The sequence below is a fragment of the Allocoprococcus similis genome (genome assembly GCF_054660775.1).
Genome location: NZ_BAAHSG010000019.1, coordinates 44561 through 69165, shown reverse-complemented (window position 1 = coordinate 69165; position 24605 = coordinate 44561). Strand labels below are relative to the sequence as shown.

The window sequence follows — 24605 nt, the reverse complement described above, 5'->3', positions numbered from 1 at the left end:
GTCAAACAGAAAAATTCATTGTAATCAGAATAAAATGTGGACTACTAAGGACGCAAGTGGGATTGCGATAATAGTACGCTCCAGGAAACATACAACGATTTCCCAGAATTTAATTGGGGATTTGGTTGCTAACATTACTGTTGCTGTTTCTGAGAAGAAAATAATCTGTACCATGGATACCAGAACAACGAATGCTCTTGCTTTTACACATACGGTAATGCCACTTCCCATCATGACTAATACAGGAAGGAACATTTCTGCGATTCCAACCGGGATTGACGGAGCAATCGCTGATACGTCAGGAATCCGGAATAAAACAAGGAGCGGCTGGAAAATGTAACCTAACCATTTGAATACAGGAGTGTATTCTGCAAGGATCAGACCACTTACACCGATGGCCGATAACATAGTCAGAACCTGTGGGAGAACCAGTAAGCTGTCTTTTAAGCTGTTCTTAACTTCTACGGATACATTCTTTGCAATATAAGCACGCTTGACTGCACGGTTTATACCGAGGGGAAGAAGGCTGAAACTGAATTTGGTATCATTTTTACGTTCCGCCTCTGTCTGCACATGTCCAGAATAGTATACATCTTTTTTCTTGCTGATCGGAGGAATTCTTACGGTTATCATTTCGATAATGAATACGAGAACAAAGCTGATCGCGTAAACTTTTACGAAATGATCACCTAGTTTGGCTGTATTGATTACCATGTATGCAAAACCAATACTTACAGCACTGAATCCGGTCATGATAGCGACCATTTCTTTTTCTGTGTAAACATTTCTTTTCCACAATCTGTTTGTGATTAAGACACCAAGTGAAGAAGAGCTTACGAAAGAAGATACGGCATCCAGAGCAGCCTTTCCAGGAACTTTGAATAACGGACGCATCAGTGGTTCCAAAATGGCACCGATAATTTCCAAGATTCCATAATTTAAAAGGAATGGCATGAAAATGGCACCTACGATGATGATTCCAAAAACACCAAGAACGATCGGAGGAATAACGCTTCCACCGGTAGAATCGCCAATGATGATTTCCGGTCCCTGGAATCCTGTGATATTTATATGACAGGCATATAAGACCACATAGATGAAGCCGAGAGCGTACAAAAATGTATGGATAATCGTGTCGTTATCATAAATTTTGGCAAAAGGTGATTCAAGAGTACCTTTTTTCACATACTTAAAATAAATATGACAGACAAAATTTCCGGCAACGATGAGTGTCAAGATCCAGTAGGCAAAATTGCCGAACATATTTACAAAGGCATTATAAATAATACTAAAGATAATTTCGCTCTTACCGTTGTGTGGTACAGAAACAAAAAAAGCTGCGATACCGATAGCTGAACAGATGACTAATCTGAGAATGCCCTTTATAGTCTGGCTTTTGTTCAACTGGATTTTATCAAGTTCGGCGGACATCATATCGCTGTCATAAGTAACTTGTTCGGTAGTAGCTATGGTACTTTCCGTGGTCATAGTCTTAGATTTAACCATAAAGAGTCTCCTTTCCTGAAAAATGCGTATTTTAAGAACAACAGCACCAGTTCCAGTAGAAACTGGTGCTGCCATTTATCTTAAAAATATAATCTAAGATAAATTATTTTCCTTTTTTCTTGAGTGCAAGAATAGAAAGATATTCAAATACGATATTAGCTGCAAGATATGCGGTAATTTCACCATGATCATAAGCTGGAAGAACTTCAACAATATCAAATCCTACAAAATTCAGATCTTTCAGTGCTCTTACGAGTTCCAGTCCTTCGAGAGAAGTAAATCCGCCAACTTCCGGAGTTCCTGTACCTGGAGCATAAGCAGGATCAATAAAGTCAATGTCGAAAGTGAGGAAACAAGGTTTATCACCTACTCTTTCAATTGCTGTTTCAATCAAAGCCGGAAGTCCCATTTCACGCACCTTGTGTGCCGGGATCAGCTTCATGCCAAGCTCAGCAGCCATCTTGTGTTCATTTGGATCGTAGAGGGATCCTCTCATACCAATCTGAATAGAATGAGATGGATCGATAAGTCCTTCTTCAATCGCTCTTCTGAAAGGTGTTCCGTGATTGTATTTCTGTCCAAATACTTCGTCACACAGATCTGAATGAGAATCAAAATGAACAAGAGCTACAGGACCATATTTTTTCGCTACTGCCCGGAGTTCTGCAAGTGTAATTGCGTGGTCACCACCGAGAACGATCGGACAGGCATTTTTCTCAAGGATTCCTGCCACACCTTTTTCGATTGCATCGTAGCTTGGATGGATGTAACCAGGAGTAATGTTGAAATCACCAATATCTCCGCCCTTCAGGCTTTCCATGATATTAACCTGCATGATTACGTTGTTCGGTTTCATCATTGCAGAAATATTACGGATTGCGTTCGGACCAAATCTTGAACCAGAACGGAAAGAACTTCCCGTATCAAATGGCGCACCTGCAATTGCAAAGTCAAGACCTTCTGCGGTGTCTACCTTTTGCATTCTCATAAAAGTTCCCATGTTACAAAATCTTGGTGATGATAAAGCACTTGCTGGCTGTTTGATTTCTGACATATCTGTATCCTCCTTAAAATCATATGTAATCATTGCGAACGTTCGTTATTTGTTTCGTTGAGTGTATGATAGCATTTCGACAGGGAGTTGTGTTATATCGATCCTTAATAAGTTATATGAGAAATCATATAAGAAATAATAAAAAAAGATATAGATAATGGAGTTTTTTTGTGTTAACATATAAAAAATATCAATAAAGTCAATAGATCCGGAGTATGAAAAAACAGGTAGGTAGTAAGTGAAAATGGATAGCAAATGTTTTCGATATTTTATTGAAGTTTATGAATGTGGATCAATTAACAAAGCAGCCAAACATCTGGGTTTGTCACAGCCAAACTTAAGTGTTTGTATTAAAAATGCGGAAAAAGAACTGGGATTTTCCGTATTTTCGAGAAACAATAACCGAATACAATTAACGAGTGAGGGAGAACTGTTTTTAAAATCCGCCCATAAAATCGTCACGGAACTGGACGCGATCGGGAACATCCCTTCTCTTTTTGTGAATAAGGGGAATATTTCAGTTTCGAGCACGTATTCTTTTGATTTTATGAACCTTTTTATGCAGTTTAAGAAGAAAAATCCGGCGCGGAATATAGAAGATTCGTTTAAAGAGACGGGACTGATCCAGGTGATCCGGGACGTTGTGGATAAAAGATACCGGATGGGATTGTTTTACTGTTTTGACTCGATCAAAGAAAGCTATTTTGAGATGGCGGAAAAATATAGTATGAAGCTGATCCCGATCGCGAAAAGCAAACCGCTGATCCTTCTGACATCGAAGAAGAATCCGCTTGCTCTGCGCAGGGAGATTGAATTTGAACGGATCCGGGAGCTCCGCTGCATTATGTACGAGAACTTCAAATTTGAAGAATGGCTGGGGATTCTGGGCTTTGAAGATGATAATAAGATTCTTTATGTATTTGATCGTGGCGGCCTTCTGGATGCAATCAAGCAAAGCAATTATTCTACCGTTATGATGAAGCGTTTTTCGGATATGTCGTATAGTTCAGAGTGTGTGGAAATTCCTGTTGTGAATGCACCGTGTGGGATGAGCGCGTACCTGATGTACCATTCGGCATATGTACCGAATCCGCGAGAGAAAATCTTTATCCGGCAGTTAAAGGCACTGTTTAACGACTGAAAATATGCGCGAACAAATAAAATGGGGATGCAGATTATATAACTGATCTGTATCCCCGTAAATTTTGGATGTTAAATAAAAGGCACTGCGTGCCGTGACGTATTCTATTATAATCTGCGATACAGATTTTTATAGCGTTTTTTGTCCTCTTTCGTTAAGATAACAGCCAGAAGCATGAACGCGACTCCTGTCAGAAGAACGACGATCCAGGTAAAGGTCGGCGTATGATTTTTGTAAATAAATCCGATCAAAAGCTGGTACAGACTCATAAATCCGATACGAATGATCTCCATCAGCCCGTGGATTCTTCCACGGTGGCTGGATGGAATACGCCTGGTCATGTACGGGCTTTCCGCCAGCATGTAAGAAATCTCACCCCATGTCAGTACAACCATTGCCGCATAATAGAACGGGATGTGCCCGGAAAAGAGGATGAACATCACGTAGCCGACCAGTGTCAGTAAAAATCCGTAGATTGTCTTTTTCGGTTCGGAGGATCGCTTCAGAATCTGGGTGATAAGTGGTGTGAAGAGAACAACGATAAAGCAGTTGATGCTTGTAACTGTTCCGAATATCACCGCACCGGTATCCCCGTGCAGACGGATCAGATCCATAGGAAAGAGATAATTATACATCTGGTAAAGTGCTGTGTACCCGCTGGTGATCAGAATGAACAGCAGAACAAGCCGGTTTTCTTTAAGAATCGTCAGCAGGCTTTCCCCGTGGCGTTCGGCCTGATAAATGGCGTTACCATCACTTTCTTCTTTTTCCGGTGTGATATTCTGTACAAAGAAATAGATCATCACAGAAGAAGTGCCGATGGAAATTCCACTGAGCAAAAATGCAAGCCATAAGTAATTGCGAAACATAAATCCGGCTACGGCAGAAGCCATCACGCCGCCGAGATTTGCTGTCAGATACTGGAGGGAATACCCTCTCTCCCTGTCCTTGCTGAGGGTGATATCCGCAGTAAGCGAATTGTAGGACGGATTCTCCATGTTCTGGCAGGTCGATGCGATAAACATCAGCACAATGGATTTTGTCGTCAGCGGGATCAGTCCGCAGATGATATAAGAAATGACGGAAATCATATCCAGATAGACGATATTCATTTTCTTATTAAAACGGTCGGCCATCTTTCCGCCGATCAGATTTGCCGGGATCGTCAGGATTCCCATCAGCGCCGTGATCCAGGCAACCTGCACGGCATTCATCCCAAGCTTCTGGCTCAGGATCATCGTCAGCATCGGACGGACCATTGCCCCCATGGCCGTCACAAAGCGTCCGAAGCATAAGACATAGTTTTCTTTTCTAAGCCCTTTGTATTGCGAAATTAGATTCATGATACTTTTTTCCCCTTTGCATATTCCCCATTTTTAAACTACTAATAATATACAATGCGGGCACTTTTTTGTCTATCTTATTGCGTCGGGTTTCAGCAAAAAATGGTAGTTGATAGAAGGTGGAAGAATAAAAAAAGACGATACTGCAGAACTCCCATAGCATGTAGTTTTGCAGTGTCGCTTTTCTTTTATCCGCTTATTTTTCAGAGGATGGAAGACAATTTCCATCTTTAACAATGGTTGGTTCTTTTCCTGCGATCATGGTTACCATGTATCCATTTTTTCCAAAATTGAGTGCAACGACTTTCCCTTTTTTCGTATGGAAAATCTGAATAAGGATATCTTTTGAAGTCGGTTTGGTTTTAAAATAGTTGCTTGGTCTGCTGTTCCCGGTAGGAATCGCACCATTGCCGAATGTATAGCGCGGTTTTGCATTTTTATCTGCACTTTCCGGATAAATAAGTACTTGTCTTGCAACTCGCCGGCTGGATGTATTGACCTCGGTCTGATCTTTGGGATTTCTTTGAAGAGCATTTAATGCACCGTTTGATATTCTTCCGAGCTTTGTCATCTTTTCGCCGCCGATTGTGGAGGTAAACTTGCAAGATTCTTCAAAGCTTTCCGGGTACATAGCATAACATTCGGACAAAGCAGCCTGAGCAGCAGTCCAGACTTCTTTTGCCTCAGATAAAACAGCCTGCTTTTTTGCTTTTTCAATATATCTTGTCAAAGACGGAATAAGCAGTGTTGCCAGTATTGCAAGAATAGATAGTATAACAATGAGTTCTACAAGTGTAAAGCCGTGTTTTTTATGAATTGTTTTTATGAAAACCACTCCCATTAAAAGTATATTAAAAATGTGTACAGATACAACTTTCTATAATGATATAATACATTCTGATTGAAGAATAATCAAGAATAATATGGTAGGAAGAATACAAGAAATAAGGTAATATATAGATATGAATCAAGTCATATGATCCAATTCGCCGTTCGCCAATCATGCAAGCATGTTGGCTCTCTTGCACTCGTTATATCACGATTTCGTTAGGTTGAATACCTGTAATTTTTGATTTCTTCTGTAAAATGGAAAAGAGGATGCCCCGGCAAAGGGCAGCCTCTCCAACCATTTATTCTGAATTAATCAAATGGAATCTCACCATCTGGTGCTTCCATGAATCCATCCTTAACTGTTTTGGATGTTTCCGACGAATCCGCTCCAGCACCGTTATCCTTTTATGACACTGCCTGGAACTGGCTGTTATACAGATGACTGTAGAAGCCGCCTTCTTTCAGCAGTTCTTCATGGGTTCCCTGCTCAATGATCTTACCGTCTTTCATGACGAGGATCAGAGAAGCGTTACGGATCGTAGACAGGCGGTGTGCAACGACAAAGCTTGTACGACCTTTCATCAGGCTATCAAATGCTTCCTGTACCTGCAGTTCGGTACGGGTATCGATACTTGAAGTCGCTTCGTCCAGGATCAGCATTGGTGGCAGACAGAGCATAACTCTTGTGATACACAGGAGCTGTTTCTGTCCCTGGCTGATGCTGTCCTCATGCAGGACGGTATCAAGTCCCTGCGGAAGTCTGCGGATGAAATCCCAGCTTTTTGCCTCTTTTGCCGCCCGGATGATTTCTTCATCCGTGGAATCTGGTTTTCCGAAGCTGATATTTTCACGGACAGTACCGGATTTGATCCAGGTATCCTGAAGCACCATACCGAAGCTCTTTCTGAGCGAATGTCGGGAAATCTCGTCGATCGGTTTACCATCGATACAGATCTTTCCGGAATCCACGTCATAGAAGCGCATCAGGAGATTGATAAATGTTGTTTTTCCGCATCCGGTAGGACCTACGATCGCAATACGCATACCAGGTTCAACCTGAAGGTTAAAGTCTTCAATCAGAGATTTACTCTTGTCATAGCTGAAATCTACGTGGTCGATATCCACATTTCCATCCACCTTCTCAAGTACTTCAGAAGAATCTTTTACTTCTTCCGGTTCTTCTAAGAGGTCAAAGATACGTGTCGCACATGCAAGGGCGTTCTGCATTTCCGTGATTACGGATGTAATGTCGTTGAATGGCTTCATGTACTGGTTCGCGTAAGAAAGCAGTACGGAAAGACCGCCGACCGTCAGGGTTCCAAGCGGGATCAGGAATGCGCCCACAAGTGCTACCGCAGCGTAAATGATGTTATTTACGAAACGGGTGGACGGATTGGTAAGGCTGCTGTAAAATACGGCTTTCTGACTGTATTCTTTGAGTTCTTTATTGATCTCATCAAAACGCTTTGAAGCTTTGTCCTCATATCCGAATGCCTTGACAACCTTCTGATTTCCGATCATTTCTTCGATCAGAGCAGTCTGTTTTCCACGGGTTTCACTCTGCTTTTTAAACATGGTAAAAGAGCGTGAGGAAATAAATTTTGCCACCAGGAAGCTGAGTGGTGTCAGAAGGATGACCATCAAAGTGATCCACACGTTCTTGGAAAACATGAAGATCAAGGTTACAACAACGGTCACAACACCGGAAAATAACTGGGTAAATCCGAGCAGTAATCCGTCAGAAAGGATATCGGTATCGGCAATGATACGGCTCACAATATCGCCGGTGCTGTGCTGATCCAGATAAGAAAGCGGAAGCTTCTGGATGTGGCGGATTGCCTGGGATCGGATATCCTGTACAATATGATAGGTCATGCGGTTATTGACAAGGTTCATGATCCAGATTGCGGCTGCAGCGATCACTACGAACAGAAGAATCTGCTTCAGATAGATCCACATCTGGGTAAAGTCTACATTGTGCGCTGCTACGATCTCATCGATCGCATTACCGAAGAGAACCGGCACATAAAGCTGAAGAACCACTGATACTCCGGCGAGGATGATGCTGAGGATCAGGAGGATCCAGTATTTTCCGATATATTTAAAAAGCTTTTTCATTACACTGTCTTTTTTCATACCTACATCTCCCCTCTTTCATATTTTGCGCGGTCTTCCGGGAACTGTGAGAAATAGATCTCACGGTAAACTTCGCAGGATTTCATGAGTTCTTCATGTGTGCCCTGGCCGGCGAGTTCCCCGTTATCTAATACTAAAATCTTATCCGCCTGACGGATGCCGGCAACTCTCTGGGATACCAGGAAGGTTGTTGTCTCACCTTCCAGTCCGGCGAGTGCTTTGCGAAGTGCTGCGTCCGTTGCAAAATCCAGTGCGCTTAAGCTGTCGTCGAGGATCAGGATTTCCGGCTTTTTCACAAGAGCGCGGGCAATGGTAAGACGCTGACGCTGTCCACCGGAAAGGTTCTTTCCGTTCTGCTCCAGCAAGAAGTCAAGCTGTCCGTTTTTGCCCTCTACAACTTCTTTTGCCTGTGCGACTTTCAGTGCATCCCAGATCTCGGAGTCAGATGCATTTTCATTGCCCCATTTCATGTTATCGCGGATGCTGCCTTTGAAAAGGACGGAGCGCTGCTGTACGATTCCGACCTTGTCGTGGATTTCCTGATTGGTAAGCTCTTTTACATTGCGTCCATTCAGTTTAACGGTTCCGCAGGTTGCATCGTAGAAACGGGTGATCATGCTGACCAGAGTGGATTTTCCGCATCCGGTACCACCGATGATACCGACTGTCTGCCCTTTTTTTACAGAGAAACTGATATCAGAAAGGCTTGATGCACCGGCACCTGCATAGGTGAAGGATACCTTGTCGAATTCAACTTCATTTGCAGAAGGATCTGCCTTTGTAGAAGAGGTTTCCGGATAATGCATGGTAGTCCGGATATCCAGGACACCGGATACACGGTCTGCACATGCCATCGCCTTGTTCAGTGTAATGATCAGGGAAGCCAGCTTGATCAGCTCGACGATCATCTGTGCCATGTAGTTGTAAAGCGCGACAACTTGCCCCTGATGCATGGTTCCGAGATTGACCTGGAGTCCTGCTTTTGCGATCAGGATGACAGTTGCAATGTTGATCAGCACGTAGGTAAATGGATTTAACAGGGCGGAAATTCTTCCGACAAATTCATTTAACCTGGTCAGTTCGGTGTTGCTGATCTCGAATTCATTTACCGACTCTTCTTCGCGGCAGAATGCGCGGATGACGCGGACACCTGTCAGATTCTCACGGGTAAGTCCTGTGACGCGGTCCAGGGCAGCCTGCACTTTTTTGAAAAGCGGGATGCTGACCAGCATAATGAAAATGACGCCGACAAATAAAAGAGGGATCGCCACAACGAATACCAGCGCACATTTAAAGTTGATCGTAAATGCCATGATCATCGAACCGATTACGATAAACGGACTTCTCAGAAGAAGACGAAGTCCCATGTTGATGCCGTTCTGGACCTGGTTGATATCATCGGTCATTCGTGTGATCAGGGTGTCCGTACCGATCGTATCAAGTTCGGTAAATGAAAAGCCCTGAATGTGGTCAAATACGGCCTGTCTTAAATTGGTTGCACAGCCGACACTCGCTCTTGCAGCAAAATACTGTGCGGTAAAACTGCAGCTAAGACCGACTGCAGCCATGAGGATCAGCACCAGGAACATCTTTACGATGTAGCCGTGGTCATTGTTTGCAATACCAATATCAATGATCTTGGCGACAACCACCGGAACCAAAAGGTCAAATACGACTTCCAGCAGTTTGAATAATGGTGCAAGAATACTTTCCATCTTGTATTCTTTCAGATAAACCCAAAGTTTCTTCAAACACACTCACTCCTGTTCTTTACTTCTTAGTTTTTTCTTGACCTACTTATTATAATGCGCTACCATCAATATGAATAATATTGTTTTTATGACAGTTTAATATAAAAAAAGTATAACAATGTGAGTGGCAAAAATATAAATTGCTTATTCATGTTTTTGGCGGGTCAAGAGGTCAAAAATCCTCTCGCAAGCAAGCTTGCATCGGCTTTCTGACCTTTTGACCCTGGTATCATCATCATATAACTAAACGGAGGAAAAAAAGAAAATGGAACTCAGACAGCTGGAATATTTCCGGGAAATCGCGAATACGGGAAGCATCAATGAAGCGGCGAGAAAGCTCAATATGTCACAGCCGCCCCTCAGCTATCAGATCAGGCAGCTGGAAAATGAACTGAACGTGCAGCTGTTTGAGCGTACTCATAAAGGGGTGATCCTGACGGCGGCAGGTAAGCTCTTGTATGACCGTGCGGCGAGCCTTCTGGATTATGCCAGATCGACAGAGCTTGAGGTGTCCCAAACGGGTAAAAAGAGGGTTCTGAGAATCGGGATCACGCCGACGACGGTCGGCACAGTCATGCCGTTTATCGCAGAATTTTCAAAGAAAAATCCCGACGTGAATTTTGAGGTTCACGACGGGATCACATATACATTATACGATTATCTTCAGGAAGGGATTATTGACATTTCCGTTGTCCGTACTCCCCTTCGGCTGGATGAGGTCGAATTTGCGATTTTGCATGAGGAGCCGATGATTGCTGTATCAAATTCTGCAATGTCAGAAAATACAACAGCCTCGCTTACACTTACCGATTTGTTACACAAACCACTGATTCTTTACAGACGTTATGAAAAGCTGATCATGGATGCGTTTCATACACAAAATCTGGTGCCGGAGGTATTTTGTCTTTGCGATGATGCCAGAGGCGCTACTCTTTGGGTAAAAGAAGGGCTTGCCACAGCAATTTTTCCGCAGTCTATGCAGCCTCTCTGCGAAGGACTTACCTGTCAGGTACTGGATGAGGTCGATCTGATGACAAAGATCCTTCTTATTTGGAAAAAAGAACGTAAACCGTCTGCACTTGTGCAGGAATTTATGAAGGTCTGTCTGAAATAGGCAGCTTTGTCTATCTTCGATACAGATTTTTATAGCGTTTTTTGTCCTCTTTCGTTAAGATAACAGCCAGAAGCATGAACGCGACTCCTGTCAGAAGAACGACGTTCCAGGTAAATGTCGGCGTATGATTCTTGCGAAAATGATGGTTGATTGAAGCAGGAAAATGATGTATGTTAGTACTTAGAAACCAGCAATTGTAAGGGGAATACAATTGAGCGAAAAAAGGAGAATACAATGAAGTCAGAAGAGGTTATGACAATACTGGAAAATGCCATCCGTATCGGAAAAGGTGTGACCCGGTATGGAAATGTCGCATCGTATATTCCGGAGCTTGCCAAGGCAGATAAGAACAAACTGGGGATCTGTCTTTACACAATAGACGGCAATCAATTTGAGACCGGAAATACAGAGGACAGATTTACGATACAGTCCATTTCTAAAGTAATGGCACTGTGTCTGGCACTGGAAACATTTGGAGCAGAGTTTGTGTTTGATCATGTGGGCGTGGAGCCGTCAGGGGAAGCTTTTAACTCACTGGTAGAGTTGGATAACCGGAGCAACCGGCCCTTTAATCCGATGATCAATTCCGGAGCAATCACGGTTGCAAGCCTGCTTGTAAACCACTATTCCATCGAAGATATGCAGAAGTATATGCAGGACGTATGCGAAGATCCGGAGATTGCGGTAGACGAAGCCGTATTTCAGTCCGAGATGGCAACTTGCTCAAGAAATAAGGCGATCGCCTATCTTTTAAAAAGTAAGGATATCATTGATACCGATGTAGAAGAAAGTGTTACCTTTTATACAAAGATGTGTTCCATGTCGGTAAATGCAAGAGATCTGGCAATGTTCGGCCTTCTGCTTGCAAATGACGGAGTGCAGCTTTCCACCGGAAAACGTCTGATCTCATCCCAGACTGTGCGGATGGTACAGACCATTATGCTCACCTGTGGAATGTATGACGGATCGGGCGAATTTGCATTAAGAACGGGAATTCCGACCAAGAGCGGAGTTGGCGGCGGCCTGCTTAGCGTATCGAAAAAGAAAATGGGAATCGGGATTTATGGACCGTCTCTTGATAAAAAAGGAAACTGTATCGCAGGCTGCGAATTGCTGGGATATATCTCAGAAGCACTGCATCTTCACATTTTTGATACCAGAGAGTGGAAGGTAGAAGAATAAAAAAGACGATACTACAGAAATTCTTTCATAAGAGTTTCTGAGGTATCGTTTTTCTTTTATCTTAAAACAGATTTTTGAAGTTTCTCTAAATCAGCTTTATCCGGATGAGATAAAGCTCTGTCAAAGTTTTCAATCAACATATCAAGATTTGGTTTGTGGTTTGGATCTTCTTTCATTTTCACATACCGTTCTCTCATAGCCATCGGCATCTTGCCCTGGCACATATACTCTCCTACTATCTGATTGCTCGGATCAATATTTTCACGTACATTGTGAAGTACTTTCTGATAATACTCTTCGCTTCCACCAAAGCCGGCTGTTCCGAATAAGAAGATTTTTTTATTTCTAAGTGATTTTAACAGTGTGGTTGTCGCTTCGTCAGCAGTTCCTTTGTCTGTCCAGAAGCCGATATAGAGTATTTCTGACTGCGGATCTGCATCTTTACATAGACCAAAATAATCGAGAGTTTCTTCCGGAAGTATTTCGCGGATCGCGTCGGCAAGTTCCTTTGTATTGCCTGTCATGCTGCTGAATAAAATAGAATATCTTTCTTTTCCCATGTTTATTACCCCGTTTCTTTTAAACATATTTTAATTATAACACTATTTTTTAGGATTGACAGTTTTTTTGTGGTAGGCATAATACAAGAAATAAGGTAATATATAGGTATGAATAAAGTCATTTGGAAAGAAATGTATGAAAGCAATGGTTGATTTGAAAGTGCTGGAAGAAAAAACACCGATTCTGAAGGAAATCCGCAGTGAAAAAGAGGTGTTCTGGAAAAATTCGGACAAAACAGCTTGTGGGGAAGCAATGGAACAGATTGAACTTGGTATGGAAGATGTAGAAGATGCGGAGCACAGACTGGAGCGTTTTGCACCGTTCATTATGAAATGTTTTCCGGAAACAAAGGAGAGAAACGGAATCATCGAATCTGTTCTGACACCGGTTCCGAAGATGAAGGATTTGCTGAATGAGAAATACGACAGCAATCTGGAAGGAAACTTATTATTAAAGCAGGACAGCCATCTGGCAATCGCCGGTTCGATCAAGGCACGCGGCGGTATTTATGAGATTTTGAAGCATACAGAAGAACTTGCATTAGAGCATGGGATTTTGAGTCCGGAAGACAATTATGAGAAACTGGCGAGTGAAGAATGCAGAGAGTTTTTCAAAAAGTATACCATTCAGGTTGGTTCCACCGGAAACCTTGGACTGAGTATCGGAATCATGAGTGCAGCAGTTGGCTATCAGGTGATCGTACACATGTCAGCAGATGCGAAAAAGTGGAAAAAAGACTTGCTCAGAAGCCACGGGGTAACAGTAAAGGAATATGAGTCAGATTATAGTGAAGCGGTGAAAAACGGACGTGCTTTATCTGATGCAGATCCGAACAGCTACTTTGTGGATGATGAAAATTCAAAAACACTCTTTCTTGGTTATGCAGTAGCGGCAAAACGTCTGCAAAAGCAGTTGGAAGAAAAGAATGTTGCAGTAGACGAAGAACATCCGCTCTTTGTATATATTCCTTGCGGAGTAGGCGGAGCACCGGGTGGTGTATGCTTTGGACTTAAGCTGCTGTTCGGCGATCATGTACACTGCTTTTTCATAGAACCGACACAGGCACCGTGTATGTTAGTCGGAATGGCAACCGGACTGAACCAGGAGATTTCCGTACAGGATATTGGGCTTACTGGACTTACCCATGCAGACGGGCTTGCCGTGGGACGTCCTTCTGGATTTGTAGGCAGAGTAATGAAAAATCTGCTTGGCGGCGAATTTACTATCCGCGATGGAAAATTATATGATTATATGAGAGACCTTCTCGGAACAGAGAACATTTTCCTTGAGCCAAGTGCCTGTGCTTCTTTTGAAGGACCAATACAGATTGAAAAGAATGAATCTGCACGCAAATATTTACAGGAGAATCATCTTGAAGAGAAAATGAAAAATGCAACACACATTGCATGGGCAACAGGCGGAAGTCTCGTGCCGGAAGCAATTCGCGAAGAATACAAAAACACGTATCTGGAGAAATAAAAAGATGCGGTCTTCCTCTGAAGTGGCAGAAGAAGACCGAGTTTCTTTATTCATTTCCCATATTATTCGAGAAGATATCAGCTACTTCGCTGATGATAATGTAAGCTGTCGGATCGAGGCTGTGTACCAGATCTTGCATCCGTACAACTTGATAACGGTTAATAACAAAGAAGATCATTCCTTTGTCAAGGTTAGAATAACCACCCTTTGCTTCCAGACGCGTCATACCGCTTTTGAAAGTTTCGGTTAATACGCTGCAGATTTCCTGCGGATGCGCCGTAATGATGATGGCACATTTATCCCGGTCGATTCCTTCTACCACATAGTCGATCGTCTTTAAGGCTGCGAAATAAGCAACGATTGAATAAAGAGGGAGTACCCAGCTCTTAAGTGCAATTCCGCAGATGATGTATAAAACGATGTTGTATATCATAACGAAGGTTCCGACGGTAAGACCGATACGTTTGGCAAAGATAACAGCCATAACTTCAATACCGTCCATAGCACCACCATATCGGATAGCAAGCCCGCTCCCGATTCCGGAGATTACACCGCCAAAAAGTGCACAAAGCAGTAAGTCCGTTCCGGCAAGAGGGGAAGCAATGCTGACGTCAATCGGAAAAACATCGGTTATCAGCCAGGCAAACAGGGAATAGATGGTGACTGCGTAGATTGCATAAAAAGTAAACAGAATACCCTGCCTTTTCAGACCGATCAGAAACAAGGGGATGTTTAACACCAAAAGGAACAATGACAGTGACAGATAGGCAGGCGTGAGCTGTTCCAGTAGCATAGATGTTCCTGAAATACCGCTGTCATACAATTTGACCGGAGTCATAAAAAGCGTAATGCCAAAAGCATTTATGATACCGGCAAGGGTCAGCATCAAAAGATTGGTAATACGTGGTTTTTGGGTGTTTTTCATTCGTTAAGAACTCCTTTGTTATTTAATAATGTAATTTTTGAGGATTGCGAGAGTGCAAAGCACGTAGCAATCTGATATCAAAGGTGTCAAAATACCTTTTGACCCCAACATCATTTTTATTTTATCAAATAATGGAAAAGAAGTCAGTAAAAATCAGATAGGTTAGATCTGACGCTTTTCAAATTCTGCCCCCATACTCATTTTCACTTCAAATGTCGTCCCGTTATGCTTATTTGTATAAACTTCAATCGTTCCGCCATGAACCCGCACAACTTCTCGCACCATCGCAAGTCCAAGCCCCACACCTCCGAGTTCCCGGCTTCTTGACTTATCTACCCGGAAGAACGGTTCGAAGATCTGCTCTCTGAATGCTTCATCAATTCCATTTCCTGTATCCGAAACCGTCAGAACAACTTCGTTCTTCTTCCTTATTGCTGATACCGTAACGGATCCATTCTCCCGATTATATTTAATCGCATTTTCCACAAGATTATATAGCATTCTGTAAATCAGAATATCACTTCCTGTCAAAAATAATTCTTCATCTGCCTTTTCTCCTGCGCCCTGTGACTTCTGTATCAGTTCAACCTTCTTTTCCTGTGCCAGCGGTTCCAGATCTGTCAGCACTTCCTCAATCAGACTATGGAGCTCAATTCTGTCATTTCGTGATACGGTCTGTAATTCGCTCATATCCAAAAGCGTTCGGACCAACTTGCTAAGACGTTCATTCTGCTCCGTTACCATCTGAATTGTCTCTTCTGCCGCTGTTGTACTCTCCGGATGTTCTGTTGTATGGTATAGATCCAGTTGTGCCTGGATTAAAGCCAGTGGAGTACGTAACTCATGTGCTGCATTTCCCGTAAACCGGCGCTGCGTCTCGAATGATTCTGAAAGCCGCATAAGCATTTTATTGTAAGATATGCGAAGTCTGTCCAGCTCTGCAATCTTATTCTCTTCGATCGTATAATCTTTCAGATTCTGTGCCTGAACTTTTTCCACTGTCTCTGAAAATTCCCTGAGTGGTTTCAATGCCCGTCCACTGATAAAATACGTCGCTGCGCCGCCAAACAGCGCTACAATAGCAGTGATCAGAAGGCTTCTGCTTCTATAATCTGATTTGGAGTTATAAACCTTCATGGAAAACTGTGCCACAAAGTCATCCCACTCATTATCCGGAATATCAATGTACACAGATTCCGGCTCTGTGCCCTGATCGGTGATAGATTCCTGAAGTGTATCGAAATAATAGACTCCGTTTTTATATAAGAAAAAGGTAAGACATCCGCATAATATGGTGATCAACACTGTTGTAAGAAGTGTTAATTTCCACTGGAGTGATATTTTTTTCATGCTTTGCTATTTCCCCCTATCTTATAGCCCTCACCGATTTTGTTCACAATTGGATCATATCCGAGTCCTGCTTTCAGTTTTTTTCTCAAAGAAGACATATGCACTCGGATCGAACCGCTAAAACTGTCCACAGAAGAATCCCAGACATGCTCGATCAGTTCTTCCTGACTGACCGGTCTTCCTTGATTTAAAAGGAGATACTCTAAAATTCCATTTTCTTTTCTCGTCAACACAACCGGGTTATCGTCTGCATATGCAACCCTTTCTCTCGTATCAAATCGAAGTTTTCCACATTCCAGACAGATATTTTTTTGTACAAATTTTCTTCTTGTCAGGCTTCTCACGCGCGCTTCCAGCTCCTGCAGGTGAAATGGTTTTTCCATATAATCATTTGCACCGGAATCCAATCCCTCAACCTTATCTGCGATCTGACTTCTCGCAGACAGGATCAATACTTTTGTCTCTTCATTTTCTTTGCGAAGCTCCCGAAGGATCTCCATCCCATCCACCCCGGGCAGGTTAAGATCAAGCACGATCAGATCATACAGTTCCGCATAGATCATTTCCAGTGCCTGCTCTCCGTCATTACACGTATCCACCTCATAACCTGCCAGATGCAGACTTTTCGCGATCATATCACATAATTTTTTTTCATCTTCAACAACTAATAATCTCAATTTACTTTTCTCCATTTTCTTAACAGGGAATTTACATCCCATATTATATAATATAGCCATTGAACGGTCAATAAGCCGACTTTGAGCAATAACATTGAAAGGAGCAGTTACTATTTACAGTAACAAGTGGTATCTTAATGAAATCAGAAAAAGCAACGCAAATTTTTTTACTTGCAGCCGGTCTTGTATTTTTCCTTGTTGGAATTTACCGTGGAGAAGCTGCAACTGTACTCAGTAAGGCAATAAAATTATGTATGGAGTGTGTCGGAATTGGATAAGAAATTAAAATCAAACAAGAACTTCCTGGTTCGTTTCCGCGGATGGTTTCAGGCAGCTGCAACACTGCTGACAAATCTTCATATTCCGAATCTGTTTAAAGGGAAAATTTATCAGGGAAAGGCAAAAACAATCTGTGTACCCGGACTGAACTGTTACTCTTGCCCGGCTGCCACGGGTGCCTGTCCGATTGGAGCCTTCCAGGCTGTAGTCGGTTCATCAAAATTCAAGTTCACCTACTACATCACCGGATTTTTTATCTTGCTGGGAGTTCTGTTAGGACGATTTATCTGCGGTTTTCTCTGTCCGTTTGGATGGTTTCAGGATCTGTTGCATAAAATTCCGGGTAAGAAACTGTCTACTGCAAAACTAAAACCCCTGCGGTATCTGAAATACGCGGTCCTGGTCGTCTTTGTTATACTGCTTCCGGCATTTGTAACTAATTCGCTGGGGATGGGAGACCCATTCTTCTGCAAATACATATGCCCACAAGGCGTACTTGAAGGTGCAATCCCACTGGCATTTGTTAATTCGGGAATCCGTGCGGCACTCGGGCACTTATTTACGTTTAAGTTTACAATCCTTGTACTTGTAATCATCTTAAGCATTTTGTTTTACCGTCCATTCTGTAAGTGGATCTGCCCGCTTGGTGCCATCTACTCGCTGTTTAACAAAATATCATTACTTAAGATTAAGGTGGATCCTGAAAAATGTGTCAGCTGTCAAAAATGTAGCCATGCCTGCAAAATGGATGTAAATGTAGTAGATACACCAAATCATCCGGAATGTATCCGATGTGGAGCATGTATGAAAGCCTGTCCGACAAATGCAATCTGCTATCATTACGGATTTTCAGGCAAGAAACAGGCTGACAATAAATAAGCTAAAATAATATTCAAAGGAGATTAAAAATCATGAAAAACAAAACAAGTAGAACAAACTCAATGAAATTAAAAAAGGCAATTGCGGCATCTCTTGCCGTTTTCATTCTTTTTGCATTCACAGGTTGCAAAACATCATCCGGTTCTGCAACAACTGAAAGCTCAAAGCAGGAAGATACTTCCACAACAGATTCAGGCAGTTCGGGTGATCTGAATGAAAAGCTGAATGACCTTTACCAACAGGAAAACCAGATCTTTGCAGATCACAAAGATGTATGGGATAAAGCATTTGGCTTTATGAGCAAGAACACTGACGATGATACCATGAATGAAAATTATGCGGACTTTCTTGCAAATACAATAGAATCAAACAAAGATTCTTTCTCCGAAGAAGAATATGCTACCCTGAGTAAAGACATTGAAACGATCCGCGGTATTGAAGAAGAAATTGCAAAACTTGAAAAAGAAATTGCCGCAGCTGATTCTTCCGGCAGTAATTCTTCTGACACGGCTGACTCTACAGGTGTGTTCCACGGTTTCAAAGGGAAAGACCTGGATGGTAACGATGTAGATGAAAGCCTTTTCGCCGAAAATAAAGTTACGGTTGTAAATTTCTGGTTCAGTGGATGCAAGCCTTGCGTTGAAGAACTCGCTAAACTGAATGAATTAAATGATACAATTAAGAAAATGGGCGGTGAAGTTGTTGGTATCAATACAGATACATTAGATGATAATCAGGATGGTATCAAAGAAGCGAAAGAAATCCTGAAGGCCAAGGGAGCTTCCTACAAAAACCTGACTTTCGATTCCGATTCAACAGTTGGAAAATATGCAGGAAACATTATGGCATTCCCGACAACAGTTCTCGTAGATAAAGACGGAAATATCGTTGGCGAACCTTTCATGGGCGGAATCGATGATCAATCAAACTACGAGCAACTAATGAAACAAATTCAGTCCATACTTGATCAGGAATAATTCTTTTACTGAAGATGTATGCTAAATAGGGGCTGTGCGGCAGCCCCTATTTTTTGGTGTATCCCTATTTATCAGGATTCCACGTTTAACCTTTTGCTAGCTCTGAAGTTTTCCGAATGCTTTGTTTATGATTTAGGTAACATTCAAGCGTAGCAACCAACTGCCGATAATAAATTGACCACAAATGCATTATTTTTTCTTGTACAAAAACACATCCGACTCCGCTACTACTGCAATACCATTTTCGATTGCATAATCATAACCGATATCTTCATATAATAATTTCTGGGTCACATTTCGATAATCTGGTTCATAGAATCGGCTGGAAATAATCTCCTTTAACATTCCTGGAATATTATATTCCAGCTGAGCAGACGGGTTGTTCTTTGAATGCATTCTATCATTTCTAACAGTGTCAATTAGCTCATCCAGTTTCAAATCCATTTTTATTATGGGAAGTAATTTACAAATATCATATAAGTGACGTGAATCTCTATCCTGCATATTCTGGATACGGTAATCACAGATTGCAAATATCTTATCAATAAAAGTTCGCTCCACCGACTGTACATTCATAATAACTGTCGCTGCTTCAAACGGAATTGGAAGTGATATCCCATTATCTTTACAGAATTTTCCCACAAAACTTCCAACTTCATGTCTATCAACAGGGTATACTGTCTGATAGTAACTGGTCTCTACTATAATTTCCATTGGTTTCGCTGAGAAAAGAGAATCATAGCTAAATACATACATATTGTAATCATGTCTTGATTTAATTTGATCTGGATTTGTAAGTTCCATCCCCAATGATTTTGCAATTTCTATAATATGCTCTTTTGATGCTTTTCTCTCAGTCTGCGTCGGTTTTCGATTCATCGACAAATCAATATCTTCAGAAAACCGATCTATCAGATTATATGCTTTTGACAAAGAGGTTCCACCTTTGAACACAAACGGAAGATTAATCTTCGATAGTTCCAATAGAAACATTGATTGCACCGTGTCCTTCTCAACCATAAGTTCAGCTCTTTTACATTCACGAGCCACTGCCTCTATGATTTCTTTCCATTCATTCCTATATTCTCTATACCAGCTCACTCATCAGCCCTCCTTGATAAATATTCCGGTATACCCGATCCGGGAATAACGCAATGTATCTTTTTACAATAGAAAAATCCACATTCAGGATATTTACGAATTCTTTTAGTTTCATTCTCAATAAATTATCTGAAATCTCACTGTATTTATCGATGGTTGTCATCAGATCTAAGAACTGCAGAGCTGCCTGATTTTCCTTTGTTATTTCGGTAATAGGTTTATAAACGATCAGATTTCTACCATCAATGCAAAGTTTTCTCTGTTTTGTAGTTGCTTCATTTGAGCACACCTCTATGCAAGCCGGTGTTTGAGTGGTAAATCCATACATATTTGCAAGCTGAATTCCGGTAATATATCCAGTCACTCTGCCATTGGATTTAATAAATTTTTTATCCACATATTTGTCTATCGACATCTTCCCTTTAGTCCCCAGAATCGTTGTATACGATAAATAATAGACACCATTAAATAAACGCTCTAATTTTCCGTCATCTACAAGCTTTTTCATTTCCTGACGAATGTAGTCTCTGGAATCGCCTGGAAGCTCATACAAAAAGATTGGCTCATCTTTTTCGTAATTTTTTAATATATAGTCATATAGCATACGCTTTACCTCACATATTTGAAATTATATATTTCATTTTTATTATACTATATATTATGCACTTGTCAAATGCGATTCATTCATCTATTCTGAGCTATAATAAAAACAGCTGAATGATATCCTGTGCAAGTGATGGTTTTTGTATGCTTTTTCCATTTTTGTTTGAAGTGTACCAGTTATAGCCAATATATAAAAAACGAACCACATCCATTACGTGATTCGTTTTTTTACAATTATTACAATATTCTTAATATTACAATTCTATTTCGAACGGATAGCATCTCTGCTATATTTTCAAAATCCATCCCCGTCAGCTCTACTATTTTTTGCAAACGGTATGACACTGACCGAGAGTGCCCCCCCATTAGCTCTGAAGTTTTCCGAATGCTTTGTTTATGATTCAGGTAACATTCAAGCTTAGCAATACAATTCTCTGTTAGTATGTTTCGAAAATGCTCTGTTTCTTTTACATACTGTATTTAAAAACTCATAACCTGCTCTTCGTCAAGTCTTTTAAGAATTTCGCATGCCAGCTTAACAGCGTTATCAAAGTCGCTATAAGCTGAAATTCCGTAATGTGTATGTGCATAGCGGACCGGAACTCCGATAACGATGACCGGAACTGCTTTTTCAGTCAGATGTATAGCTGCACCATTGGTTGAGCCGGCACTACGAACTGCATCTTGAACCGGAATACCAAGCTTTTCTGCCAGATCCAGTGCATATCTTTGATAATGCGGATTGGTGATCATGCGGGCATCAATGTGACGCAGCATCGGTCCTCGCTTGATAGCTGTCTGAACCATATACGACTCAACGCAGGTATCATCTGCCGGGCAGCCTTCAAAAACAATTGCGATATCCGGCTTGATTACCTGTGCTGTCACGGTGGCACCGCGTACACCAACTTCTTCCTGTGCTGCACAAGCGCCAACAATATCCACATTCAGCTCCTGACCAGCCAGGGTATGCATAGTCTTAAGAATTGCCGCACATCCCAGACGGCAGTCAAAGCTCTTGCCAACCATCAGATCTGTGGTTTCTGAATATGTAAATGTCACATCCGGCACTACGGGTTCACCGATACGAATGCCGAACTTTTCAACCGCCTCTTCTTTAGAAACAGCGCCAACATCTACCGTGATATCTTTCATATCCAGAGGTGCTTTACGCTCCTGCTCTGTCATGAAATGCGGAGGCTTGCTGGCAGTAAGCCCCGGAATATATTCTCCGAACCGGTTGCGAACCAAGACTTTATGAGCCGGAATATTGTGGTTAACCCAACCTCCGATCTGAATGATGCGGAGAGTTCCGTTTGGGCAGATAGCCTGCACCATAAACCCAACCTCATCACTATGTGCGTCAAGCTGAACAACCGGACGTTTGCCGTTATTTTCTTTACGGCGGATATACAGGTTGCGCATGCGATCTTCAGTAATTTCTCCGAGTCCTTCTGCGTAAGGACGAATCGCTGCAACCACTTCATCTTCGAAACCGGATGTACCGTTTGCATTTGAAATTGCTGCAATCATTTCCAGCGTTGTTTTTTTATCCATTCTGACACCTCTCTATGAAAGTTTTACGTTCTTGAATTCTTCCATGAAATCAACAATATAGTTTGCTGTGGTCTCAAGCATCTCCTTGCCCCACTCTTCTGTAGCGGTACTCGGATGATCCGGTCCGATCCAGCCGCTGTCTGTTACATGCGGAGTATTGCGTATAATATCAACGTTAACTCCCTTGAACTCAACAGAACGGAAACCGGTTGTCTTCAGATTATCAGACAGGTGCTTAAACTGGAGTTCACCACCTATCTCACTCTTATCAACTAAAGACGGATCAATTCCAAGAATCGCAGCTGTTTCCTCACCACCGCCGTGGCCGCCTTTCCACGCCGGGTTCATATCCCATGCCATCAGCCACCAGTTAAGCATAGCCACCAGACAGCCCTTATCTTCGAATTCCATGCCAAGGCGTTCAATCATCTTGATGTTTCCGCCATGTCCGTTCAGAAAAACGAATTTTCTTGCGCCGTGACGATACAGACTCAGAAAAATCTGACGGCAAAACTGATAGAGTACCTCATTGTCAATATCAATTGTACCCGGATACGGAGCTAAACACTGGCAGGAACCATATGGAATGGTCGGAGCAATCAAAACATCACTCTTCTTCTCAATTTTCTCCAGCAAATGCTCCGGAATCAGTGTATCGGTTCCAAGTGGCATGTGACGGCCGTGACACTCAATACTTCCGATAGAAATAAGTACCATATCGTTTTTTTCAAAATATTCTTGAGCTTTCGGCCAAGTCAAATTTGTAAGTCTCATATTTTCTCTCCTTCCTACTAATAATTATTCTTCTCTGCTGAAAATCGGACTATTCGGAAACCAGACAGTCCGACATCCATCAATTACTGCGTTGCCTCCTATTCCCCTTTAGGATTTGCTTTTTTTATGACAATGCAGAATTTTTGAGATACTCTTGATAACCCAAGTATAGTCCAGGCAAATATGATTGTCAACAATTTCGACTTAATGTTAACAGCATAAAAAATGCTTTCGTTTTAGTTAACAATCTACTATAATTATAATAAGTTTTTTGCTAACGGACAAAAGACATCCGTGTAGTCGTTTCTACTAAACTAGTAAGGAAATGGAACATGCGAAAAATTGGCGGTATGTTCTACTACGAACCAAGCGCACCTATTGAAACCGGATACTTATTCTGAAAATTTATGAGGTAAATATGCAGAAACAACGAAAAACATCAAATACTATTACATCAGAAATTGTTCTTGAATCTCTGCGGGAGCAGATCATCAATGGGATCCTTCAGCCTCAGGAAAAACTGGTAGAGGCTGAAATTGCCAGGAAATTCGGACTCAGCCGAGGTCCTGTGCGCGAAGCGCTCCGACAGCTTGCTGTCGAAGGTTTAGTCGATTACTGTCCTAACAAAGGATGTACAGTCGCACTGCTTTCTCCACAAGACGCTTATGAAGTCTTTTTTCTGCGCGGCAGCCTTGAAAAACTGGCGATCCAGAAAAGCAACTGCCTCCTCAGTGACTATAGTCTCATGATAATGGAAGCCAGCATTGAAGAATTTCGAAAGGCTGTTCTCGAAGGTAATACTATGAAGGCTGTTCGTGCAGATGAGACATTCCACCTGCAGATCATTCGCTCTGCCCAGCTTAACCGATTGACTAAAATGTGGGAGTTGCTGAGTCCACTGAATGGTGCCATGTTCCTCTCGGTTCAGAATGCCAATCGCTTTGGACTGTTAAGCGGAGATGCTGAAACGCTTCAGAATGCCAAATGCTTAGAATCAAACACACCGGATCCAAATACCTCTTATAACGGAGGCACTGCAGTATGGACACACCAATGCCTGTTGGAGGCCATCCGGATTAACGATATCCAGGCAACCTGTGCTCTTCTGGACCAGCATTATGAAGAAACCGGCAGACGTGTATACAGACTTTCACTCATGAAAGAACAGGGTTTTTGATCTGTTTCATTAATAACAGATGTCAGAACTCTAAACTATCTGCATTCAAAAGGAAATACTTCATTCCCATGATGACAAATCCTTCATCATTTCTCCAAGGTTTCTTGCTGCCATTTAACAGGCCCTTTAGCTTTGCGTCTCAGACTTTCGTCTGATTTGCCATTTCACTTATTATTTTTTATTTGAAAACTAATTTTATTTTACGCCC

Annotated in this window: 23 protein-coding genes, 1 pseudogene and 1 riboswitch; of the genes and pseudogenes, 8 read left to right on the top strand and 16 right to left on the bottom strand. The window is 42.0% G+C overall.

Going from position 1 to position 24605, the window contains the following annotated elements; genetic code table 11:
* Positions 1 to 24 precede the first annotated feature (24 nt).
* On the bottom strand, positions 25 to 1506 hold the full coding sequence (locus ACYQ5K_RS10305; protein ID WP_243868849.1) for a YjiH family protein: 1482 nt from the start codon (positions 1504 to 1506) through the stop codon (positions 25 to 27).
* Between the two features lie 103 nt (positions 1507 to 1609).
* Positions 1610 to 2560 carry an agmatinase gene (gene speB / locus ACYQ5K_RS10300; RefSeq protein ID WP_173689265.1) on the bottom strand — a complete coding sequence of 317 codons (951 nt, stop codon included), beginning with the start codon at positions 2558 to 2560 and terminating at the stop codon, positions 1610 to 1612.
* Positions 2561 to 2804: 244 nt separating this feature from the next.
* On the opposite strand from speB, the gene ACYQ5K_RS10295 reads away from it, so the two are divergent.
* A complete protein-coding gene (locus ACYQ5K_RS10295; protein WP_173689266.1) occupies positions 2805 to 3701 on the top strand; it encodes a LysR family transcriptional regulator in 897 nt (298 codons plus the stop codon).
* A 107-nt stretch (positions 3702 to 3808) separates the two neighbouring features.
* On the opposite strand, the gene ACYQ5K_RS10290 is transcribed toward ACYQ5K_RS10295, so the two are convergent.
* The 4 genes from ACYQ5K_RS10290 to ACYQ5K_RS10275 form a co-directional block, all read right to left on the bottom strand.
* Entirely contained in the window at positions 3809 to 5044 is a 1236-nt protein-coding gene (locus ACYQ5K_RS10290; protein ID WP_173689267.1) for an MFS transporter, read from the bottom strand.
* 196 nt (positions 5045 to 5240) lie between these two features.
* Positions 5241 to 5879: a type II secretion system protein gene (locus ACYQ5K_RS10285; RefSeq protein WP_459777533.1), complete on the bottom strand. Its 639-nt coding sequence runs from the start codon at positions 5877 to 5879 to the stop codon at positions 5241 to 5243.
* Between the two features lie 401 nt (positions 5880 to 6280).
* Positions 6281 to 8011, bottom strand: coding sequence for an ABC transporter ATP-binding protein (locus tag ACYQ5K_RS10280; RefSeq protein ID WP_459777532.1), 1731 nt, complete (start codon positions 8009 to 8011; stop codon positions 6281 to 6283).
* Between the two features lie 2 nt (positions 8012 to 8013).
* Positions 8014 to 9762: an ABC transporter ATP-binding protein gene (locus ACYQ5K_RS10275; RefSeq protein ID WP_459777531.1), complete on the bottom strand. Its 1749-nt coding sequence runs from the start codon at positions 9760 to 9762 to the stop codon at positions 8014 to 8016.
* A 265-nt stretch (positions 9763 to 10027) separates the two neighbouring features.
* On the opposite strand from ACYQ5K_RS10275, the gene ACYQ5K_RS10270 reads away from it, so the two are divergent.
* Both ACYQ5K_RS10270 and glsA read left to right on the top strand, forming a co-directional pair.
* A complete protein-coding gene (locus ACYQ5K_RS10270; protein WP_173689270.1) occupies positions 10028 to 10876 on the top strand; it encodes a LysR family transcriptional regulator in 849 nt (282 codons plus the stop codon).
* Between the two features lie 234 nt (positions 10877 to 11110).
* A complete protein-coding gene (glsA, locus tag ACYQ5K_RS10265) occupies positions 11111 to 12058 on the top strand; it encodes a glutaminase A (protein WP_243259253.1) in 948 nt (315 codons plus the stop codon).
* Positions 12059 to 12114: 56 nt separating this feature from the next.
* Here the strand turns inward: glsA and bilS are convergent, their stop codons facing one another.
* The gene (gene bilS, locus ACYQ5K_RS10260) at positions 12115 to 12618 is read right to left on the bottom strand and encodes a flavodoxin family protein BilS (RefSeq protein ID WP_022220512.1); all 504 of its coding nucleotides are present in this window, start codon (positions 12616 to 12618) and stop codon (positions 12115 to 12117) included.
* A gap of 136 nt (positions 12619 to 12754) precedes the next feature.
* Here bilS and ACYQ5K_RS10255 point away from each other — a divergent pair, with 136 nt between their 5' ends.
* Positions 12755 to 14098, top strand: a complete 1344-nt coding sequence (locus tag ACYQ5K_RS10255) for a D-serine ammonia-lyase (protein WP_330586089.1) — start codon at positions 12755 to 12757, stop codon at positions 14096 to 14098.
* A gap of 46 nt (positions 14099 to 14144) precedes the next feature.
* Here ACYQ5K_RS10255 and ACYQ5K_RS10250 read toward each other — a convergent pair whose 3' ends face one another.
* From ACYQ5K_RS10250 to ACYQ5K_RS10240, 3 genes are all read right to left on the bottom strand, one after another.
* Positions 14145 to 15023, bottom strand: a complete 879-nt coding sequence (locus ACYQ5K_RS10250) for a YitT family protein (RefSeq protein WP_173689271.1) — start codon at positions 15021 to 15023, stop codon at positions 14145 to 14147.
* Positions 15024 to 15185: 162 nt separating this feature from the next.
* Positions 15186 to 16373 carry a sensor histidine kinase gene (locus ACYQ5K_RS10245; RefSeq protein WP_173689272.1) on the bottom strand — a complete coding sequence of 396 codons (1188 nt, stop codon included), beginning with the start codon at positions 16371 to 16373 and terminating at the stop codon, positions 15186 to 15188.
* Complete coding sequence (locus ACYQ5K_RS10240) at positions 16370 to 17110, bottom strand: response regulator transcription factor (RefSeq protein WP_173689273.1); 741 nt, start codon at positions 17108 to 17110, stop codon at positions 16370 to 16372. Before ACYQ5K_RS10240 ends, ACYQ5K_RS10245 begins: the two co-directional genes overlap by 4 nt.
* Before the next feature lie 77 nt (positions 17111 to 17187).
* Between ACYQ5K_RS10240 and ACYQ5K_RS10235 the strand changes: the two genes are divergently transcribed.
* The 3 genes from ACYQ5K_RS10235 to ACYQ5K_RS10225 are packed head-to-tail and all read left to right on the top strand — an operon-like array spanning position 17188 to position 19185.
* Entirely contained in the window at positions 17188 to 17328 is a 141-nt protein-coding gene (locus ACYQ5K_RS10235) for a CD1871A family CXXC motif-containing protein (RefSeq protein ID WP_055155946.1), read from the top strand.
* A complete protein-coding gene (locus ACYQ5K_RS10230; protein ID WP_173689274.1) occupies positions 17321 to 18208 on the top strand; it encodes a 4Fe-4S binding protein in 888 nt (295 codons plus the stop codon). Before ACYQ5K_RS10235 ends, ACYQ5K_RS10230 begins: the two co-directional genes overlap by 8 nt.
* Before the next feature lie 32 nt (positions 18209 to 18240).
* Positions 18241 to 19185 (top strand): TlpA disulfide reductase family protein, encoded by a 945-nt coding sequence (locus ACYQ5K_RS10225; RefSeq protein WP_173689275.1) that lies wholly within the window; start codon positions 18241 to 18243, stop codon positions 19183 to 19185.
* Between the two features lie 189 nt (positions 19186 to 19374).
* Here ACYQ5K_RS10225 and ACYQ5K_RS10220 read toward each other — a convergent pair whose 3' ends face one another.
* The 5 genes from ACYQ5K_RS10220 to ACYQ5K_RS10200 form a co-directional block, all read right to left on the bottom strand.
* Positions 19375 to 20286 carry a nucleotidyl transferase AbiEii/AbiGii toxin family protein gene (locus tag ACYQ5K_RS10220; RefSeq protein ID WP_173689276.1) on the bottom strand — a complete coding sequence of 304 codons (912 nt, stop codon included), beginning with the start codon at positions 20284 to 20286 and terminating at the stop codon, positions 19375 to 19377.
* Entirely contained in the window at positions 20273 to 20890 is a 618-nt protein-coding gene (locus tag ACYQ5K_RS10215) for a hypothetical protein (RefSeq protein WP_173689277.1), read from the bottom strand. Before ACYQ5K_RS10215 ends, ACYQ5K_RS10220 begins: the two co-directional genes overlap by 14 nt.
* A gap of 236 nt (positions 20891 to 21126) precedes the next feature.
* A complete protein-coding gene (locus ACYQ5K_RS10210; protein WP_179963157.1) occupies positions 21127 to 21294 on the bottom strand; it encodes a helix-turn-helix domain-containing protein in 168 nt (55 codons plus the stop codon).
* 75 nt (positions 21295 to 21369) lie between these two features.
* The gene (locus ACYQ5K_RS10205) at positions 21370 to 22446 is read right to left on the bottom strand and encodes a M42 family metallopeptidase (protein ID WP_008371255.1); all 1077 of its coding nucleotides are present in this window, start codon (positions 22444 to 22446) and stop codon (positions 21370 to 21372) included.
* Between the two features lie 12 nt (positions 22447 to 22458).
* Positions 22459 to 23220 (bottom strand): creatininase family protein, encoded by a 762-nt coding sequence (locus tag ACYQ5K_RS10200; RefSeq protein ID WP_173689278.1) that lies wholly within the window; start codon positions 23218 to 23220, stop codon positions 22459 to 22461.
* A gap of 418 nt (positions 23221 to 23638) precedes the next feature.
* Here ACYQ5K_RS10200 and ACYQ5K_RS10195 point away from each other — a divergent pair, with 418 nt between their 5' ends.
* Positions 23639 to 24397, top strand: a complete 759-nt coding sequence (locus ACYQ5K_RS10195) for a GntR family transcriptional regulator (protein WP_459777530.1) — start codon at positions 23639 to 23641, stop codon at positions 24395 to 24397.
* A 22-nt stretch (positions 24398 to 24419) separates the two neighbouring features.
* Here the strand turns inward: ACYQ5K_RS10195 and ACYQ5K_RS10190 are convergent.
* Positions 24420 to 24518 (bottom strand): annotated as a pseudogene (locus ACYQ5K_RS10190) (ATPase); the annotation flags it as partial.
* Positions 24493 to 24568, bottom strand: a riboswitch (cyclic di-GMP riboswitch). It overlaps the preceding pseudogene by 26 nt.
* Positions 24569 to 24605 lie beyond the last annotated feature (37 nt).